Below are 19,000 nucleotides of genomic sequence, written 5' to 3' on the forward strand. Positions count from 1 at the left end.
GAAGGCCAGCTCTGGGGGCCGGTGGCGGGAGCATCAGCGTTTCCTGTACCAACCCGAAAGCTGGACGCTGATGCTCCCGGACGTGACGATACCGGTTTCTCTCGCGGTGTTGCTGGAGGGTTTCCGGCCGTGTTTCACCGCCCCGTCGTTCCGGGTGTTCCGGGCGCTGGTCGTCGGGATGCTGGCCACGGGCGGGCGGCGGACGGTGTGCGGGATGCTCGTCGGTTGCGGGCTGTCGGCGCTGTGGCCGCACGACCGGGCGCACCGGTTCTTCGCGCGGGCCGTCTGGTCGCCCGAGAACGTCGGCCTGGCGCTCGCCCGCCTCGTCGTCGACCGGCTCGTCCCGGCCGGGCCGCTGCGGGTCGTGGTCGATGACACCCTGTTCCACCGGGCGGGGAAGAAGGTGTGGGCGGCGGGCTGGTTCCACGACGGCTCCGCGAAGGGCCCGGACCAGGTCGGCTTCGGGAACAACTGGGTGATCGTCGGCCTCGTCGTGGCGGCGCCGCTGCGAGGGTGTCAGGAACTTTGTGTAAGGGGGTGGAGACCTAGAGTTAGGTTCTAGGGGTGTGAAGGCCCCTGGAGCGGAGGAGGACCGAAATGGCGACGCTAGACGGACAGGTGGGGCGGGTCCAGGACCTGGAGTCGGGGCAGGGCGGGGTGCTGGTGCCGGTGCAGCCGGCTGGTGAGGGTGGTGCGGGGCGGCCGGGTGAGTTGGTGTTGCCGGACGGGGTCGCTGACGAGTTGGTCGCGGCGTTGCTCGCGCGGACGGCTGTGGGTGGTGAGGTGAAGCTGACCGGGCAGGGTGGGTTGTTGTCGGGGCTGCTGAAGCAGGTGTTGGAGCGGGGGCTCGCGGCGGAGCTTGACGCGCACCTGGCCGACGGGAAGGACGCCGGCGCGGGGGCGGGGAACGCGCGGAACGGGTCGTCGCGTAAGACGGTGATGACGGAGGTTGGGGCCGGTCGAGCTCGATGTGCCGCGGGATCGGGCGGGGACGTTCGAGCCGCGGCTGATCCCGAAGGGTGAACGCAGGTTGGGGGGCCTGTCGGACACGGTGATCTCGCTGTATGCGGGTGGGATGACGGTCCGCGACATCGGGCATCATCTGGCCCGCACGGTGGGTGTCGAGGTGTCGCATGACACGATCTCGCGGATCACCGACGAGGTGCTTGAGGAGGTGAAGGCCTGGCAGCACCGGCCGCTCGACGAGGTGTATCCGATCGTCTATGTCGATGCGCTGGTGGTGAAGGTCCGTGAGGGCTCGGCGGTGCGGAACAAGGCGGTGCACCTGGCGGTCGGGGTTGACCTGGACGGGGTCAAGCATGTGCTGGGGATCTGGGTCGAGCAGGTCGAGGCGGCGCGGCACTGGGCGCAGGTGATGGCCGAGCTGCGGAACCGGGGGCTGCGCGACATCCTGGTCGTGTGCTGCGACGGGCTGACGGGCCTGCCGGAGGCGATCGGCAACGCCTACGGGCCGAAGACGACGGTGCAGACGTGCACGGTGCATCTGATCCGCGCGGCGCTGCGGTATGCGTCCTACACGGACCGCAAGGCGTTGGCGGCCGCGATGCGGCCGATCTACACCGCCCCGTCGTTGGACGCGGCCGAGCAGGCGCTGCTGGAGTTCGCCGAGTCGGCGCTCGGGCGCAAGCATCCGGCGTCGGTCGGGGTGTGGGAACGGGCCTGGGACCAGTTCGTGCCGTTTCTGGAGTTCACCCCGAACCTCAGGAAGATCATTTATACGACGAATGCGATCGAAAGCTTCAACTACCAGCTACGGAAGATCATCAAGAATCGGGGGCATTTCCCGACGAACGACGCGGTCGTGAAGCTGCTGTGGCTGGCGATCGTCGACATCGAGGACAAACGGGCCCGTGCGCGGGCGAAGGAGGCCGGGAAGCCCCGCGCCGAGCGGGCCGCGCCGGGGAAGCTCATCGAGGGGCACACGGCGCAGGGCTGGCGGCCCGCGCTCGCCGAACTCGCGACCGCGTTTCCGGGGCGGATCCCCGCCCTGGCTCTGTGACCGGGTGATGCTCGATGTCATGGCCGCCACCCGCCCGCCCGACGATGTCGCCGCCGCGCTCGCCGCCACCGTCACGCTGCGCCGCGCCGACGCCGAGGACCTCGCCGACCTGCTCCGCCGCGCCGGCGCGCTGTGCTCCCGGCTGCTCGGGGTCGAAGCGGCCGAGGCCGCCTGCGCCGAACTCGCGGACCCTGACCACCCCGGCCTGCAGGACCTCATGTTCGAGTTGCTGCTCGCATCAGGCGACCTTCTCTCCGACGACCTGTGAATACCAGGCCAGGCCACAGGAAACACCACCCGAAGCGGCGTGTCGGTATCGACCAGCCCGTCCGCGGCGATATGGTGAACACACGCCCCAACGGCCCACGGGAAACCGGCCGGACCGGTGAGCGGCACAGCCGGAACACCCCACAACTCCAGACACGCCGCACCGTTCCCCACTTGAGTGGAACACCCGGATCGGCGATCACCGGTCACAGACCGGACCATAGAACAGCAGGTGTCACCGGCAGGGCGAAAGACGTGGACCGGTAACTACCGGAACGCGGGAAAACCCCTTACACAAAAAATCTGACAGGCTCGGCGCGGAGCCTGTCACGATTTCCGTGTAAGCCGAAGGTGAAACTGCGGCTTACGGGTTCAGGTTATCAGAAGGGTAGTCGTCCCGGGAAGAGGTTCACGAGCGTGTTGAGGGCTATTTTCCAGCCGTGGGTTCCGGTGCCGGACTCGCCGCCTCGTTGGCTCGATATGTTTCTCAGCCCCAGGTAGAGTAGTTTCATTGCCGCGTCGCGGTCGGGGAAGTGTCCGCGGTTCTTCGTGATTTTGCGGAGCTGGAAGTTCATCGACTCGATGGCGTTGGTCGTGTAGACGATTTTCCGGAGCTCGGGTGGGTAGTCGAGGAAAGGGATGAACTCGGTCCACGCGTGGCGCCACACGTCGACGGCGCCGGGATACTGGGTTCCGAACTTCTTGTCGAAGGCTTCGAGGCCGAGTTCGGCGGCTTCGAGAGTGGGCGCGGTGTAGATCTCCTTCATCGCCCTGACGACGGATTTCCGGTCGCTGTAGGAGACGAAACGCATCGCGTTGCGGATCACGTGGACGACACATGTCTGGACGACGGTCTCGGGAAAGACCGCGACGACGGCCTCGGGCAGGCCGGTCAGGCCGTCGCGGCAGACGATCAGCAGGTCCCGCACGCCGCGGTTACGAAGGTCGGCGAGGATCTTTTGCCAGAACTTCGCGCCCTCGGTGTCCTGGATCCAGCAGCCCAGCGCGTGCTTGCGCCCGTCGACATCGACGCCCACGGCCAGGTAGGCGACCTTGGTCGTGACCACGCCGTTGTCCTTGACCCGGATCCGCAGCCCGTCCACATACAAGATCGGATAGACCTCGTCCAGCGGCCGGGACTGCCACGCCTTGATCTCATCGACCACGACCTCGGTCACATTCGAGATCAGTTCCCGGGACGCCTGAACGCCGTAGACCTCTCGCAGATGGGCCTCGATATCGCGGGTCGTCATGCCCCGCGAGTACAACGACAGGATCAGGTCATCGAGGTTCCCCAGCCGACGGGCGCGTTTCGGCACGATCGCCGGCTCGAACGAGCCGTTCCGGTCACGTGGCACCTCGATCTCGACCGGCCCGTTCCGCGTCGACACCGTCTTTGTCGATTTCCCATTGCGGGAGTTTCCCGTGCCGTGACCGGCCGGGTCGCCGGCCTCATACCCGAGATGGTCCGTCATCTCGACCTGCAGGGCACGCTCCAGGACGGCCTTCGTCATCTGGTTCAACAGACCATCGACCCCGTCGACCGGCGTACCGGTCGCTTTCGCGTCTTTCAACAACGCATCGATCGTGTCCGGCGCGAACGCCTCAGCGATTCTCCGCGCCGCCGCCTCGTCAGATGCCCGAAGCGTAGTGGTCTCTGCCATTAGGTGTCCATTTCTGACCTACCCCGATCAGGTAGATCAATCCTGGTCCACCTCCGGCTTACACAGTCGTCATGACACGCCCCCCAGCTGGTCATAGCCGTAGCTCTCGACGGCGCCGCTGCTGCCCGTAGTCATGTCGATGTCGTCCCGAGACCCGGGAGATCTCCTCCAGGATCAGACCTCACCTCGGACCCAGGGCTCCGGCGAGGTAGCTCACCGCTTTGATGCGCTACAGGCTGTGACGAGCAGGCCGAGTGCGGCGTTGCGATCGGCGGCGACGTCCTCCAGGGTTTCCTTGATTTTCCTCCTGCCGTTGAGGCGGAGGATTCCGATGGTCAGGTTCCGGAGGCTCGCGAAAGCGTGATTTGTGTTCCCGGTATAGGTCGGATCGTCGTCCTCGCGCCAGGCAGTGTCGCGAATGTAGTGGACCTCATTTTCGATGCCCCATTGGCCGCGGACGTGAGAGTGGAAGTATGACGCTGTGGCGTGCGTGCCCGTAGCGCTGGTGAGGGCGAGAGCGTATTCGCGGGTGAGGCGCGTTCCGGTAAGGTCGAACTCGTCTCGCCGGATGATGGCCGCCTTGTTGACATGCGGGAACTCGATGCCGTCGGCTTTCGTGGTCCAGGTCTGCCAGTTTTTGATCCGGCCGTGTCCGCGTTCCTGGACCTCGTGGTGGGCTGGTTCCTGGAGAAGTGGAAGGACCCGTTCGAATGTCTGCCTTTTTAGGGTCGGGCGATTCCCCTTCACCGTCATCACGTAGTCCATCCCGTGCTTGACGATGTCCTTTGCGGTGTCGTCCTGCGTATGCGCCGCGTCGAGGGTCACGGTCGGATGGCCTGGTATTTCCGGAAGCTGGTCGAGCAGATTCTCGACCTGGGTGATCTCGTTGGTGTCGTCGGGTACGCGGATCTGTCCGACGACGAGACCCCTGCCGTGGATCAGCGCGGCGAGTAGCTTGACCTGCGTCTTCTCATCTACCCAGGCACCACGCATGACCTTGCCGTCGACCGCGATGGTGACCTGCTCCCCGTTCTCCCAGGTGGTCTGCGCGAACAGCCAGCAACCGATGCGGGCGTCCAGAGCCGCGACGTCAATGACCTGGAGAACCCGGCGGATCGTCTTCTCGCTGGGTACTCGGTACCGCCCGAGGAAGTGGTCGTAAGGCGCTCCCAGCCGGGCCAGCAGGGGCTGGGGGATCCTCGCCGCCCAGCGGCCGATCTCACTGAGGCGCTTCGCGCCCGTCATCGTCGAAACAAGCGAGGTCGACAGGATGTACCGCAGGCTGTAGATCGCTCCCTTCGCCTTGCGCGGGTCGGGAATCTCGCCGAGCATCGCGAGCAGGCTGGAGATGTCGATCTGCTCGCAATCGATAGGCTCGGTGGACATGCCGGGGCCAGACTGGCATGATGGCACGTGGTGGCCTTCTGTCTTGGGGTTTTGTTTGGTGGTACTTACATTTTCCCAGGCGGAAGGCCACTTCTTTCTCAACGGGGAGCCTGCATCCCGTCAATCATTTCCAGATAATCGCGTGCGCCCAGCGACGCTGAATGCCCCGTCGAATCACGGTCAGCGCCAGGACAAGTTGCTATGGCACGAATCCATGACGAGCTGTAGCGATAATCAATCGCCCGTCGGACGCCCAGGAGTGATCACCAAGCCGGCTACTGTCAGCTATCAATTATGACGCTGCGCTACCTCGCCGGAGCCCTGCCTCGGACCCATGGCCTATCATTTTCCAGGTTCAAGGTGTCGAGCGATCTCCGCCCGATCCATCAGCCGTCGGACCCATACGTTACCTGATTCTCGAAGATCATCGAACTTCAGATCGCCAGGAGCGGTTTCGATGAGATGCAGGAGACTCCACGCAAGTCCGTAGCAATCATCGGGGCCAAAAGCGTCCACAAGAAGAGATGCCTCTTCGTTTGACACGGGCCCCGGAATCCTCGACAGCATCTCCTGTCTGATTCTTATCTCGTCGACACCGGCCTCTCCTGAAGGGAGTCCACCTGCTTCCACGAATTCTCTGATCTCGCGCCGAATCGCCACATCGACCACCTAGGGCCGGCCAATTGACCGGTAGCAGGTCAGTAGCGACCGGATACCCTGATTGTAGTACGAAGGGTCGCCATACTGCGATTGACCGATGACCTGAAGATCCCGGGTTTCCTTTGCCAACACTGTGCGGAACGAAAGCCCAGCGTCTGAACTCTTGGTTAGTGCTCCCCGCCAACCGTATGTGCGCGTCAGCGCGTGATCATCTTCCTGCATCACGATCGCACCACCATCATTCTCCGCGTCGAAGCCCAACGCCTTCCGGGGCATGTGATGAGCCGTGAGGTCATCGCCCTTGGGCCGGGACTGAGGTCGCCGAATCTACCGCCATCATTCTCCGCCGGGGAGCAGATTTTGTGAACGAGGACGGCTCAGGCCGCCGAGATCTCGATGTAGAAGGTGTGAGTGTTGTCGATGGTGAGGTCCCACATGTCGCCGCTGGCAGGGATGACGACGGTGGCGGTGACGGTGGGCTCGACCCCTGAGCACGGACAGTGTCCGCCGTAGCAATGCCAGTGAAACTCTCTTGATCGCGTGGGTCAGGCTGCCATGGCTGGCTGAGTGTGGTCACGTTCGGTGACATCGGGAAGCGTGAGTGTTGGGGCCGCCGTGGTGAGGGTGTCGGTGATCGGTCCGCAGATCCGGGTCTCGTAGACGACCTTGCGGGTGGTGAGGCCGGGTCCGGCGTGGGGGAACTCCGAGACGCTCTTCGCCCGGCGTTCGCGGGTGCGGTTGCGGTCGGGGGTGTTGCGCCGCCGGCTGAGTGCGCTGTGGATGGCGGCGAGCCGGTGTGCGACGACCTCGTCGGGCAGGCCGGGGGTCGCCGCGCCGAGGTGGCGGGTGAGCGCGAGCACCGTGGCCTTGGTGGACAGTTCCCGGGCCAGGACCGGCTGCCCGGCGCGGGCGCCGCGCTGGGCGGGGGTGGCCTGCGCGGCGGCGCTGCGCTGCACCGCGCGCAGGAGAGCCGCCCCGAGCAGGAGAGCGGGGATCTCCTGGTCGACCTCGAACGGGTCGGTGGCGCGCAGCATCGGCCCGGCTCCGGGTCCGGAGTCGTTCAGGGTGGCCTTGGTCTCGCGGATCGGGGTCTCGGTCGCGCCCCATCGGGCCCGGTAGCCGGCGGTGAGAGCGAGCGCGGGCAGCGCGGCGGGGTCGGTGATGTTCGTGGCCACGGCGAACGTCTCACCGGTGTGGACGCCGTCGGCGAACACGTCCCACTCGACGTCGCGCCAGCCGTGCAGCACGTCGTCGGTGCCGAGGTCGACGAGCGCCGAGCCGTCGGGCAGCCACGTGTCGACGTCGACGGTGATCCCGGCGCGCAGCCGCACCGCGAGGTTCATCCCGGCGCCGGTCAGCCGCCTCAGCCGCTCGGCGCCGGGGAAGTTACGGTCCCCGACGTGCAGGAGCCCAGGGTGACAGATCGCCGGGGTGGCGGTCGCGACCTGCTCGAGCAGCGTCTGCTCACCGGCGTCCTTCGCGCCCGAGGACGGGCCGTGGGCGTAGCCGAGCGGGGTCTTCGTCCCAGCGTCGACGTCGATCAGAAGGCGGACGTGCGGGAACGGCGCCGGGTCGGTGCCCGCCCCGAAGCGCTCCCGGTTCGCCGCCGTGTCGGGCAGCCGCAGGAGGGTCCCGTCGAAGCCGGCGACCCGGAACGCTCCCGCGGCCAGCGCCTGTGGGTCGTGCGGGTCGAGGAGCTCCGCGCGCAGCACCACCAGGACCGCCTCGCACACCGCGGCGACCACCACCCCCGGCACGCCGCGCCGCGCCCGGGAGAACGCCGGCCCGCCGGGCGTGGCGGAGCAGCGGGTGAACGGGACGTCCGCGACCGGCGCGAACAACGCCGCCAGCACGTCGTCCCACCCGGTGCCCGCCATCCACGACCCCAGGACCAGCGCCCGCACGACGACCCCCCGGGTCAACGCCAACGCCGTCTCCTGCCCGCGCACGGCGTCATCAGGTGCGGCGTCGTCGCTGCCGGGCGGTGTCGTCGCCTGGAACTGGGTGAACGCCTCGGCGATCAGCCGGTCGAGCGCGCCGGGGCCGAGCCGCCGGTCGAGCTCGGCCTCCGCCGCTCCCAGCGACACGTGGTCCGCCGCCCGGCCCGACAGGGCCAGATCCCCGTTGTCGTAGGCCCTGAGCGTCCCGGCCAGCACCGGCCGGTAGACGATCACCTGGTCGCCGTGGCGGGCCGGGAGCGCGCCCTCAGCCAGCGTGAGCAGGCCGCGGCGGTCGCGGGCCGGCGCCCGGCCGCCGCCGCGGCGCCCGGCCGTGCGAACCGGCCCCGCGGCCAGGTCCTCGGCACGCACCGCCAGCAGCCCGGCACCGACCCGGCCGAAGGCCACCCCGGGCAGCGCGACCGACGGGACGACAGGATAGAAACAGGACACGGCGGACTCCGGGTCAGGGAACTGGCTTCGACACCCTTCACCTCACCCGGAGATCCGCTCAAACCCCGCAATCCGGGCACTCCCAGCACCCAAATCCTCCGCTCCGGCGACCTCCCACCCCACCCCCGACCGTCACCCAACGTCACCGTTAGCTCAGGCGCGGCCGGGTACCTCACACCTCGCGATCAAGCGCCTTACAACGGCATTGGTCCGCCGTAGGGGGGCCAAGCTCAGGTCAACTTGTTCACGTCAAATCAATCCTCACTTTGCCATCCAGGTCAGCACACCTCAACCTCCGCTACACCGCAGCGCCGCTGTCCGATCCGCCTCTCACCCCGAAGAGTATTTCTCCTGGATTCAGGCCTTCAAAAGACTTTGCGACCTTCAGATAGTTCATCTTTTCGACCTTGCCCCCTCGCGATGAAGATCCTCTGCCAACTCCCGATAGAGCAGGAACCTTTCTTTCGGCAAGTCTCTTCCCGCAGACATTTCCTCGAGACGACGACGCGGCAGGTGAACCGTCAAATCGTCGATTCTTTCGCGCAGTCGATCAGTCGATATTCCTCCGGTCGCGTCACCGCGTTCACTAACGATCTCCGCGATATCACAGAAATGAATCAGGAGGGCCAACTCTTGACTCTCCGACAGAACGTCCTGAACGAGTCACGCCCACACTGGCCAGTCCGACCTCGTGAAGAACTCGTCGTTCGCACCGCCACCTCGGACCTCGAGTGCCGGGCAGGCCCAAACTGGCCGGGTAATACCTGAGAGGAATTCAGCGCGATCAGCAGCCAGAAGCTCGACTAGCTGCTCCTCGCCGATGTGGAGCCCCTCGGTGAGATCGACGCACATGTCCAGGTCGTCCGCGGCGATGGGCGTGTAGATCCGACCGAGCAGGCGCAAAATCTTGACGCGACTTTCATCATCCACCGTCAACCCTCCAAATAGGCAGCCTGGCACAAACATCAAAATTAGGCAAGAACCTCGCAGCGCATTCTACGGCATGAGGCCAGACTGCAGCGCACGAGTCCCATTGATGAATACCTGGCGCCACGGAAAATTGTTCGCGACACTATTTGCATAACTCTCAAGGGCGGCATCAAACGGTCGTAGCGACGCCCCGATAGGATGATCGCGATGGTGTCGAGGGGCTGGATGGTGGATGGGCGTACGGGAGCGGTTGACGGTGGAGGACCGCGAGGTCATCTCGCGGGAGTTGAGTCAGGAGCGTTCGGCTCGGTATATCGCCGCTGTGCTCGGTCGTCATCATTCGGGGATCTCCCGGGAGATCGAGCGTAACGGCGGTGCCGCGGCGTATCGGGCGGTGGATGCGCAGGCACGGTGTGATCTGATGTGCGCCCGCCCGAAGGAACGGAAACTCGTCGCGTCGAAGGAGCTGCACGACGCGGTGAACACCGGCCTGGTCGAGAAGTGGTCGCCGAAGCAGATCAGCGAGAGACTGCGCACGGACTTTCCCGACGACGAGAGCATGCGCGTGAGCCACGAAACAATCTACGAGTGCCTCTACCTCCAGGCGCGCGGCGAGCTGCGGACGGAACTGAAGATCGCGCTGCGTAAGGGCCGGGCCAGGCGGGTCAACCGGTCGCGCAGCACCCTGACCAGGGGCGGGATCGTCGGCATGGTCAACATCAGCGAGCGGCCGAAGGAGGCCGAGGACCGCGCCGTCCCCGGTTTCTGGGAGGGCGACCTGATCATCGGGAAGGGCAACAAGTCGCAGATCGCCACGCTGGTCGAGCGCACGACCCGGTTCGTGATGTTGGCGCGAATACCGTACGACCGTAACGCCGACAAGGTCGCCTACCTGCTGGGCAAGAAGATGGAGACCCTGCCCGAGTTCATGCGGAACTCGGTGACCTGGGACCAGGGAAAGGAGATGGCCCGGCACGCCGATTTCACCGTCCGCACCGGTATTCCCGTGTATTTCTGCGACCCGCACTCACCGTGGCAGCGCGGCTCGAACGAGAACACCAACGGGTTGCTGCGCCAGTACTTCCCGAAGGGCACCGACCTGTCCTTGCACACGCAGGAAGAACTTGATATGGTGGCCACGCAGCTGAATGGGCGGCCACGGCAGACGCTCAAATGGGCGACGCCGCTCGAGGTCTTTACCGAGCTGCTGGAAAGTCATGTGTCGCCATGACCGCTTGATTCCGCCCCCGTTGTGATTCCGACTGTGCCAACACCTCGGCGGCGCAGCCCCGCCACGACCTCCCCGGCCTCAACTGGGCGGCCCACGACCCAGCCCGGCGGCTCGACGGGCGGTTGCGCGCCCAGCCCTCCCCTAGACTCTCCCGCCTGCAGACGAACGGCTGCCCCCGCCGCCAACGCCGCAAGCAGGCTCACAACGCCCGCCGACCAGAACGCGTGGGCACGCGCCGCGTCGAACACTCCCGGCCAGCGCTCTTGACCTGATACGACATTGATCAGAACGGCGCCAGCGTTCGCCGACACCACCGCGCATCCCGCAAGCACCACCGCCAGGCGCTGGGACCCCCGTCCGCTGGACACAGACACCTCGCAGTCGTAGAAGCACCATGCGTATCATCCAACGCCTCCGCCTAGCAGCGAGGCTCCGTTCGAACGGGCCGCCAAAAACGTCGCCTTGACTTCTGAGGAGGTGCTTAGCCCAGGACGCCAGTCGAGCCGTCCGTCAGTTCCCGCAGGATGTCGGCGTGCCCAGCGTGGCGGGCGGTCTCCTCGATCATGTGCACGTAGATCCAACGCACCGAGACCTGGCCCGCGTCGGGATGCGGGATCACATCGTCAAGCGCGAAACCCGCGGCCGCTCGCCGGGACACGGCGCAAACGCGCTCATACTCCTCGATCAGGACGCTCGGAGTATGGGCATCAGAGAGTTCCCACGAGCTGTCTGGCAGCTCGGGGTCCTCCCCCGTCAGCCGGTGGAACCAATTGCGTTCCACCGTGGTCAGGTGGCGCACAAGGCCCGCGAGAGTGGTCATCGATGGCACCAGCCTCGCCCTTGCCGCCTGGTCATCGACTCCCGCGATCTTGTGCACCACGATGTCTCGGTAGAAGTCCAGGAAGGCTTCTAGGATCTCGCGTTCTTCAGCGGTGTTCGCGCGCATGACCCGCAGCGCCGGCGGGCGCGGGGGAGGTGATTCCATGTCGGCACCGTACTGCGCCAGATGCTCTTCCACTGCATCCAGAACCAAGCGTCGACGGTCTGTCGAGGCCTGTGCGACTCGTCCCGGCCGTCATGCGGTCTCCGGGGGGGCTCGCGGTCACAGGGATTGTGAGACGTCCGCTAAAACCCGAGGGTAAGAGCGATGGGGAACTCCATGTCGGCCGCGTGGTCGTAGGCATGGGCGGCTTGCGGATCGTGGGGGCGGTCGCCGAGGGCTGCACGGGTTGGGTCCGGGCTCGTCATGGCGGGTGTTCCGAGGGGAAGTCCGAGGTGATGATGGCGGTAGTGCTCGATGCGTTGGGCGGCCGCGTCCCATGCGTCGGTCTCGCCTGGCTCGGGCGGGCGGGGGCCGAGCATTGCGGTCAGATAGCCGGTCGGTTCGGCCGTCACACGTAGGACGGCGGCGGAGACCTGGTGGTCCAGCGCCGCATTGAGACGGCTGAACCGCGCCTGCGCGAATTCGCTGGTGGCGGCATCGGCCTGTTCCGCTCTGGCCAGTCCGGTGGACCCGTGGAGCTGCTCGGCGAGGGATCGCCCTTCGGCGTGTAGGACAGCGGTCGGCCGGGTCGCGAGATGGTTTGCCTCAGCCGTCGCGAGGCGCCCGCTGGCGTTGGCCCATTCCTGCAGCGCGGTGTGGGGAGCGGGCAGTTCGTACGCCGCCGGATCGACGCGGGCGGCCTCGCACAACTGGGTGACGCGGTCGGCCAGCACGGGCGCGCCGGCGCGGACGCCGGTGAGTGGTTCGCGGCCGAGGGCCGCGGCGAGATCGGCCGGTGCTTGCCCGTGGTCGAGCAGTGCGTGGAGGCCGGCGACAGCCCGGTCGCGGGGGACGGATTCGGCTGGGCTGTGGAAGCGCGCGCGCGTCCGTTCAGGGAGCGCGGCGGTCCAGGCCTGGGCGAGGTGGACGGCCTGGTCGTGGTGGCGCAGCCACGGGTCGCGCTGCCGGTCGTCCGGCGCAGTGTCGCGGGGCGGCTCGGGATTGTCGATGTCACCGAGAGGCTGACAGCGGGCGCGGTAGATGGCGAGAGCTGCGACGGCGTCGTCCCAGATCGCCCGATCGGGACCGGCTGGCGGTCGCGGGCCGATTCGGTCGACGACGGTGCTGGGTGGCTTCGCAAGAGCGGCGGCGCGTAGCGCGGCCTCGGCGGCGAGTTCGGCGCGTCGCCAGAGCACCTGACTCGGCAGCCCCGCCCGGTCCGTACCGTCGTTCGCCGCATCGGCTGGAGAGGCGGACGCGCCTGACGCGCTCGGCGGTGCGGTAACGCGACCAGCCGAGGCCCGCGGGCGCGCCGTGCCGGCCAGGCGTTGCGCGGCGAGCTCGGCGAGCGTGTGAAGGCGGCGCAATTCGTGCACCACACGGGCGTCGGGGTCGTGTTCGGTCGCGAGCCGTTCGGGCTGGGAACGGCCGAGCCGATCAGCCAGCCGGTCCAGTGGATCGCCTGGCTCTCGGCCTGCGGGCAGCCAGCTTTCGTCGTCGTCGCGGTCATCGAGCTGGTCGCGACGCAGGACGTAGGCGTGTAGGTCGGTGCGAGCGCGCGACAGCATCACGTACAGCCCGGCGCGGGAGGTGTCGTCGGGCACGATGGCGCGGGCGGTGTCCATGGTGGTGCCCTGGGCCTTGGCTGCGGTGATGGCATAGGCGTGGCCGAGACCTCCGTCGCGGCCGTCGTCGAACCGCCACGTCAGGTACTCCCACGGCACGCGCACCCAGCCCTTGTTCGGGAAAGCGACCGTCACGGCCTGCTCCGCCGGGTCGTCGGTGTCGAGGTGGATGGCCGCGATGACACCGAGGGTGCCGGTCCGGATGTAGGCCGAGCGTGGCTTGCCGGCCGGGACGAGGGTGTGGCCGGCCTGGGTCAGGGTGATGACCTCGTCGCCGACCTGGAACTGGCGGCCCGCCACGGTCAGTGCCGGCCCGGTCAGCGTGCCGTCGGCGGTAAGCAGCGCCCGAGCCGTCTGGTTGAGGGCATCGACATCGCGGTGCCGTTCGGCCATCATCTGCACCATCACCGGCCGGGCCGGCGTGGTCTCCCCCGAGCCGCGCCGCGCCCGGCCGGCCCTGTCTGAACGCGCCGCCGTCGGCGCAATGCGACGTTGGCGCTCGGCATACCAATCGGCGACAGCGCGATCGAGCACGCTGTCCGCGGTGTCGGCGACGTGGATGCGGCCGGTCGCGGCGAGCCGTTCGAGGGCGGCGCGCGCCGCCGGCGCGGTGTCGGCGCGCAGCGCCGCGAGCGCGGCGCGGACCGGCGCCATCTCCGGCCCGGCCTGGCGGTGGACCGTCGCAAGCGCCGGCACATCCGGGGTCTGTTCGACGAGGTGGCGGAACCAGCCGCCCGCCGCGACCGACCCCAACTGGGCTGGATCACCGAGCAGAATGACGACGGTCCCGGTGCGGGTCGCGTAGCGCAGCAGCCGTTCGGCGTCGCGGGTCGAGACCTGAGTGGCCTCGTCGACGATGAGCACCGACCCGGCCGGCCACACGTCCGCCGGCTCGTCGAGGTTGTCCAGCAACGTCAGCCAGCCGGCGACGACACGGGCCGGGATCCCGATCCGCTCGGCGAGCTCCTCGGCCTGGCGGCCACCGTGCGCAGTCGCCAGCACCGTGCGTCCCACGGCCCGCAGGACGCCGGTGAGCGCACGCATCGCCTCGGTCTTGCCAGTCCCCGCTGGTCCGACCGCCAGGCGGACCAGATCTCCGCTGGTCAGCAGCCGCCGGACAAGCTCCACCTGCTCCGCGGCCAGCACCGGCGCTTCATCACGCCCGCCGCCGGGTGCTGTGGCCGACCCGGCTGGCCCGCCAGGTGAGGCCGCCGTCCGCAGCCAGGCCTGAAGGATTTCGGGGGCGACGAGCAGACGCGGGGCCGCGCCGGCACTGACCTGGCCCTGCCGGTATGACGCGAGCAGCGCCTCCTCCGCGGCCAACATCCCTTCGACCGTGTACAGCGGCTCGGGCTCCCGCCGGTGCCGGGGCTGCTCGGGCTGCTGGAGCAGGACGACCCGCTGGTCGGCAAGAAACCGGTCCGCCAGCCGCTCGATCTCCTCCGCGCCCAGCCAATCGCCAGCCCAGCCGGCGACCTGCTGGACCACATCCCGACGCAGGAACGTCGTCGCATGCTCGGTCAGCCCGACAGCTCCGGTCAGCCGCGCGAACAACGCCTCGATGTCTCCCTCCCCCACGTGGACCTGTCGTCGTTGCGGCGTCGGAGCGGACAGCGCGGGCGCCAACCGCCGCACCTGGTCAACCGTGTAACCAGCGGCGGTGAGCTTCTCGGCCTGCAATGCGCGGACCTGATCGTCGGCCAGGACCCGTTTCGGTGCCCGCGAGCTGCGTTTCGCCGCAGCCGCGGTCGCCGCCGACGGCTCAAGGCCCTGGGCGACCAACTGCGCGAACTCGTCGGCCACCTGGCCGCTGCGCGTCGAGAACGCCGCCAGGAGATCGGCGGGGAACCCGGCGATCTCGGCAACACCGCGCCGGGCCGGTTCCCAGACGATTCCGCGCCGCGCCGACAGCTCCTGGCGCAGCACCGCCGCGCCGACATAGCCCGCTGTCTTCACCGTCGCCAACAACACCTCGCCGTCGACCGCCCGCCATTCCCAGCCTGCCTGTGACGACTGTGTTCCGGGTGGATCGGCAGGTACGGCGACCGCATTGATAACGATGTTGTGGATGTGCAGGTGCGCCTCATCGTTACGCGAGAGCTCGTGCAGGTAGGACGCGACCGCGAGTCCCACGGCCCGCCGGTTTTCCCCGCCGACCATCCCGAACACGGCGTGCCGTTCGAGGTAGCGGATCGTCGCATCCACGGCCGCGTCGAACGCGGCAGCGACATCCGCCCGCATCGCCTCGTCGCCGAACGCCCACAGCAATGACACCGACTTCGGCGCCGCGCACACCACATCGAACCCGAGCACCGTCGCCGGCGGGGTCCGCTGGGCGCACCATCGCATCAGGTCTTCACGGCGCACAAGCCACGCGCCGTCGGAGCGCCGCGTGCCGACGAGGTCGTCAGCCCTCCGCCGGGACGAGCGCCGCGCGGCGTCAGCGACGTCGCCGACGCGCTCCTCGCCGGCCGCGGACGCGCCGCCCGAGGAGCCGTCCAAGGACGCCCGCGCGGTCGGAGAGGCGGAGGTCCGCTTGACCAAGGAACGCAGGTACGCCGCACTCACCCCCGCCACGAGGCCCGCCTCAGCGAGCGTCAACCACTCTCGATCCTCACCGGCGGCCAAGCGGCCGGCCGGGCCCGCGGCTGGCCGCCGTACCCGGCCGGCGGACCCGGAGGCGCCGAGCAATGGACGGCCGGTCACCGCGTGCTTCCCACGCAACAGGCGCTCCAACGCAAGCCCGGATACCTCCCCACGCAGGCCGACCAGCTCCGCTCCGGCCCCACACGCTCGGCCGATCGCCTGGCCGCCGTAGTAGCGAGCCAGAGGATCAGCGCCTCCCTGCACGTACGCCACCACCGCCCGCGCGGCTTGGGCCACATCAAACGGATCCCGCGCCCGCACCCGCAGAACCCGCGCCGTCGCGATCACGAGCCCGTGCCTTCCCTGCGCCCCAGATTCGGCCAGGGCGCCGCCGAACGACGCCGCGACCGAAGCGACCGGGGCGAGACACCACAAGGCGACGGCGTGCCCGTCCACCAGCTGGACGCGGTCCGCACGACTGAGAGAGCACGGTGCTGAGCATCGAGTGCTCTGACCGGCCGAATCGCCTGCCTGGGCATGAAGCCTCCCGGCCCGGCGCACACAGCGAACCGGCTCCGCCAGCCAGATGCGCGCAGGGACTCCCGACGCTCCCGGGCCACGACATCGCGCGTCACATCGCAGCCTCATCGCCTCCGACATCGCTCAAGGTCCGCGCATCCGCGACGCCATCGACAGCGCCATCGCGACCACGGTCGGAAACATCACGGTGATCGCGATCTCGGGATCTACGGACCGCCCGGCCGACGCCGCCACTCGCCAACCGTCGGGCCTACTTCATCCGCAGCGCCGAGCCCCCGATTGATGGTCATCAGGCGATGTCCGCGCCGAGGCGTTACGTAACGCTGCGAACAGCACCTGCCTCGCGGGGACGTCATCGAGGGGTTGCCCAACCCACGGCCCGCACGCACGCTCCGGGCCCGCCGCGGTGAGGACGCGATGTTCGGTTAACGCGAGGTTGATCGTCTGGCCGACGAGGGAGATCATCGGTCAGCTCGATCTCGCGGACGCGCGCCTGGCTGGCCGCCGGCCGGTCCGGTCTCGCCCGCCGTTTTGCGGGGAAGAGCGCGACCGCGCCGGCTCGCGTGGCCGCGTCCCGCCATGCTCCGAGAGGCGGCGTAGACGCGACGAGGCCCTCGTGGGGGGCCGGTGAGGGTCAGGGTGGGGGCGGTCGGATGGACGGTGGGATGTAACCGGGTGGGTGGTGCTGGACATGAACAGGGTGACGCCCCGCGGAAGGACTGTCCCTGTGCCTGCCAGTTTGGCCGTGCCCTCGTTCGAGGCGCTGTTCCGGGAGCACCGTGGGGCGGTCCTGCGGTTCGCGCAGCGGCGCCTTGGCAGTGACGAGGCCGCCTGGGACGTCGTGTCGGAGACTTTCCTCGCGGCTTGGCGGCATTGGCAGCGGCGCCCCGCCACTTCGGAGGAGACCCGGGCGTGGCTGTACGGAATCGCCGGCAATGTCGTGCGTAACCAGCGCCGCGCGGGAATCCGGCGGCTACGGCTCGAAGTCCGGATGGTCGGGTTCGGGCTTGCCACGGACCCGGCCGCCCTGACCGATGAGGACATCGCGGACGAGGCGGTACGCAGAGACACCGCCTGGCAGGCGTTGGAGCGGCTTTCTCCGGATGACCGGGAGATCCTGCAACTCGCCGGCTGGGAGGGACTGGACCTTCACGGCCTGTCGGTCGCTCTGGCGGTTTCCACCTCCACGGCGAAGGTGCGTCTGCACCGTGCCCGGCGCCGTCTTGAGGCGGCCCTGGCAGAAGCCGCCTCAACGCCGACCGTCACCGCACTCCCAGCCTCGCTCACCTTCAAGGAAGGGTCATGATGTCCGACCGCGACGGCCGTGGCGACATCGACGATCTCGTCGTTGTGCGCGCGCTCCTCAGCGCCTCCAACCCGGTGGCGGACGACCCCCTCGACGACATCGAGCAACGGCGCGGCGAGCACCTGCTGGCTCTCCTGCTCGCCGATTCGTCCGCCCAATCCCACCGGCGCGGGGAGAGACTTGATCGCGGCACCACCTTGCGCCGCCGTCACGTCCTGACGGCGGCGGCCACGATCCTGGTGCTCGCGAGCGCGATCGTGGGGCTCACGACCGTACGAACACACGACCGGGCCACGGCCACGCCCCTGCTGCCGACACCTCTGTTCACCGCGACCGCGGGCGATCACGATCGTGCCGTGGTGGCGTTGTCGGACGCGGCCCGCCGGCAGCGAGGGAGCGCGCAGGCCGGGACCGGTCCGGTCCTCTACGCCCGCAGCCAGACCTACGGACTCGATGTCGCCATCGCCGACCACAAGTCGACGACCACCGCTCGTACGACGATCACGGACGAGTGGCGTGGCAGCGACGGGACGGTGCGGACTGACCGGTACAACCAGCAGGTCGACCGCGCCGGCGCGGACATTGGCGGTCCGACCCCCGTCGACGACGACCGATTCGCGGGCAGATCCGACCGTCCGCCAGCGCCCCCCGAGTCCGATCCGGCCCTGACTCCCACCGACCCCGCGCAGATTCTGGCGAGACTGAAGGCCTATGCCACAGCGGCCGGTCACCCCGTCGACCTCACGGTCGCGGCTGATGTCCTCAGCACCCTGCGTACTGGCCTGACGAGCCCGGCGCAGAACGCCGCGCTCTACGACGTCCTCGCGCAGATCCCCGAGGTCTTCGACCTCGGGCCGACCCGTGACCACGCCGGCCGGCCCGGTCGCGCGGTGGGCCTGGTGGTCTCTGACCAGTCCAGCCTCAGTCTCGCCACCGAGTATCTGATCTTCTCCGACACTGGTGCGCCGCTGACCATCGAACAGGTCGCCGCGCCACCGCCCCCCGGACTGCACCTTCCCAACGTCCCGACCGTCGAGAGCTACACCGAACTCATCACGGCCCGGCGCGTTCCCACCATCGGCGCCACCACGTGACGCCCATTGACCCGAACTGGCTGACGACGACGACAGCACGGAGGGCAGCGAAAGCAGAACCAATCGCGGCTGCCAGGGTCACCGCTCGGTTCATGAGCTATCCCGCCCTCCGTGCCATCAGCCCGCTACCTGCAGCGGCTACGCGCGGTAATGCCGTTCTAGCAGCCCGGCGCCGGGGGGGTTCGAGGGCTTCTGCAGGAAGACCTGATCCGCCCACTCAGCAGGACTAAAATAAATCGTGCCAGGGCGGAATCAAGCGGTCATGGCGACACATGACTTTCCAGCAGCTCGGTAAAGACCTCGAGCGGCGTCGCCCATT

12 protein-coding genes and 1 pseudogene are annotated in these 19,000 nt (G+C 68.2%); 6 read left to right on the plus strand and 7 right to left on the minus strand.

Features of this window, described 5'->3' with window-relative positions:
* Positions 1-82: 82 nt before the first annotated feature.
* The 3 genes and pseudogenes from FRADC12_RS27855 (at position 83) to FRADC12_RS27865 (ending at position 2,288) form a co-directional block, all read left to right on the plus strand.
* Positions 83-562, plus strand: a complete 480-nt coding sequence (locus FRADC12_RS27855) for a transposase (RefSeq protein WP_232304088.1) — start codon at positions 83-85, stop codon at positions 560-562.
* Positions 563-669: 107 nt separating this feature from the next.
* Positions 670-2,020: pseudogene (locus FRADC12_RS27860) on the plus strand (IS256 family transposase).
* Between the two features lie 19 nt (positions 2,021-2,039).
* Positions 2,040-2,288: a hypothetical protein gene (locus FRADC12_RS27865; protein WP_157489091.1), complete on the plus strand. Its 249-nt coding sequence runs from the start codon at positions 2,040-2,042 to the stop codon at positions 2,286-2,288.
* 379 nt (positions 2,289-2,667) lie between these two features.
* Here the strand turns inward: FRADC12_RS27865 and FRADC12_RS27870 are convergent, their stop codons facing one another.
* The 5 genes from FRADC12_RS27870 to FRADC12_RS27885 form a co-directional block, all read right to left on the minus strand.
* Positions 2,668-3,951, minus strand: a complete 1,284-nt coding sequence (locus FRADC12_RS27870) for an IS256 family transposase (RefSeq protein WP_232304089.1) — start codon at positions 3,949-3,951, stop codon at positions 2,668-2,670.
* Between the two features lie 213 nt (positions 3,952-4,164).
* Entirely contained in the window at positions 4,165-5,337 is a 1,173-nt protein-coding gene (locus tag FRADC12_RS27875; RefSeq protein ID WP_045878587.1) for an ISAs1 family transposase, read from the minus strand.
* Between the two features lie 342 nt (positions 5,338-5,679).
* Complete coding sequence (locus FRADC12_RS30730) at positions 5,680-5,997, minus strand: hypothetical protein (protein WP_157489092.1); 318 nt, start codon at positions 5,995-5,997, stop codon at positions 5,680-5,682.
* A 545-nt stretch (positions 5,998-6,542) separates the two neighbouring features.
* Positions 6,543-8,387 (minus strand): hypothetical protein, encoded by a 1,845-nt coding sequence (locus FRADC12_RS27880; RefSeq protein WP_045875092.1) that lies wholly within the window; start codon positions 8,385-8,387, stop codon positions 6,543-6,545.
* A gap of 663 nt (positions 8,388-9,050) precedes the next feature.
* Complete coding sequence (locus tag FRADC12_RS27885; RefSeq protein WP_045878831.1) at positions 9,051-9,317, minus strand: hypothetical protein; 267 nt, start codon at positions 9,315-9,317, stop codon at positions 9,051-9,053.
* Positions 9,318-9,549: 232 nt separating this feature from the next.
* Between FRADC12_RS27885 and FRADC12_RS27890 the strand changes: the two genes are divergently transcribed.
* Positions 9,550-10,548: an IS30 family transposase gene (locus tag FRADC12_RS27890; RefSeq protein WP_045877242.1), complete on the plus strand. Its 999-nt coding sequence runs from the start codon at positions 9,550-9,552 to the stop codon at positions 10,546-10,548.
* Positions 10,549-11,029: 481 nt separating this feature from the next.
* On the opposite strand, the gene FRADC12_RS27895 is transcribed toward FRADC12_RS27890, so the two are convergent.
* Positions 11,030-11,566 (minus strand): DinB family protein, encoded by a 537-nt coding sequence (locus FRADC12_RS27895; RefSeq protein WP_232304090.1) that lies wholly within the window; start codon positions 11,564-11,566, stop codon positions 11,030-11,032.
* A 107-nt stretch (positions 11,567-11,673) separates the two neighbouring features.
* On the minus strand, positions 11,674-16,089 hold the full coding sequence (mobF, locus tag FRADC12_RS27900; protein ID WP_045880360.1) for a MobF family relaxase: 4,416 nt from the start codon (positions 16,087-16,089) through the stop codon (positions 11,674-11,676).
* An 871-nt stretch (positions 16,090-16,960) separates the two neighbouring features.
* Here mobF and FRADC12_RS27905 point away from each other — a divergent pair.
* Positions 16,961-17,587, plus strand: a complete 627-nt coding sequence (locus FRADC12_RS27905) for an RNA polymerase sigma factor (RefSeq protein ID WP_232304091.1) — start codon at positions 16,961-16,963, stop codon at positions 17,585-17,587.
* On the plus strand, positions 17,587-18,681 hold the full coding sequence (locus FRADC12_RS27910; RefSeq protein WP_045878833.1) for a CU044_5270 family protein: 1,095 nt from the start codon (positions 17,587-17,589) through the stop codon (positions 18,679-18,681). Before FRADC12_RS27905 ends, FRADC12_RS27910 begins: the two co-directional genes overlap by 1 nt.
* Positions 18,682-19,000 lie beyond the last annotated feature (319 nt).

The organism is Pseudofrankia sp. DC12, from assembly GCF_000966285.1.
GTDB lineage: Bacteria > Actinomycetota > Actinomycetes > Frankiales > Frankiaceae > Pseudofrankia.

Excerpts from the sequence above, each read along its gene's own strand:
- FRADC12_RS27890 (WP_045877242.1), top strand. The coding sequence starts at position 9,550 with ATGGGCGTACGGGAGCGGTTGACGGTGGAGGACCGCGAGGTCATCTCG.
- FRADC12_RS27865 (WP_157489091.1), top strand. The coding sequence starts at position 2,040 with ATGGCCGCCACCCGCCCGCCCGACGATGTCGCCGCCGCGCTCGCCGCC.
- FRADC12_RS27910 (WP_045878833.1), top strand. The coding sequence starts at position 17,587 with ATGTCCGACCGCGACGGCCGTGGCGACATCGACGATCTCGTCGTTGTG.
- FRADC12_RS27875 (WP_045878587.1), bottom strand. The coding sequence starts at position 5,337 with ATGTCCACCGAGCCTATCGATTGCGAGCAGATCGACATCTCCAGCCTG.
- FRADC12_RS27870 (WP_232304089.1), bottom strand. The coding sequence starts at position 3,951 with ATGGCAGAGACCACTACGCTTCGGGCATCTGACGAGGCGGCGGCGCGG.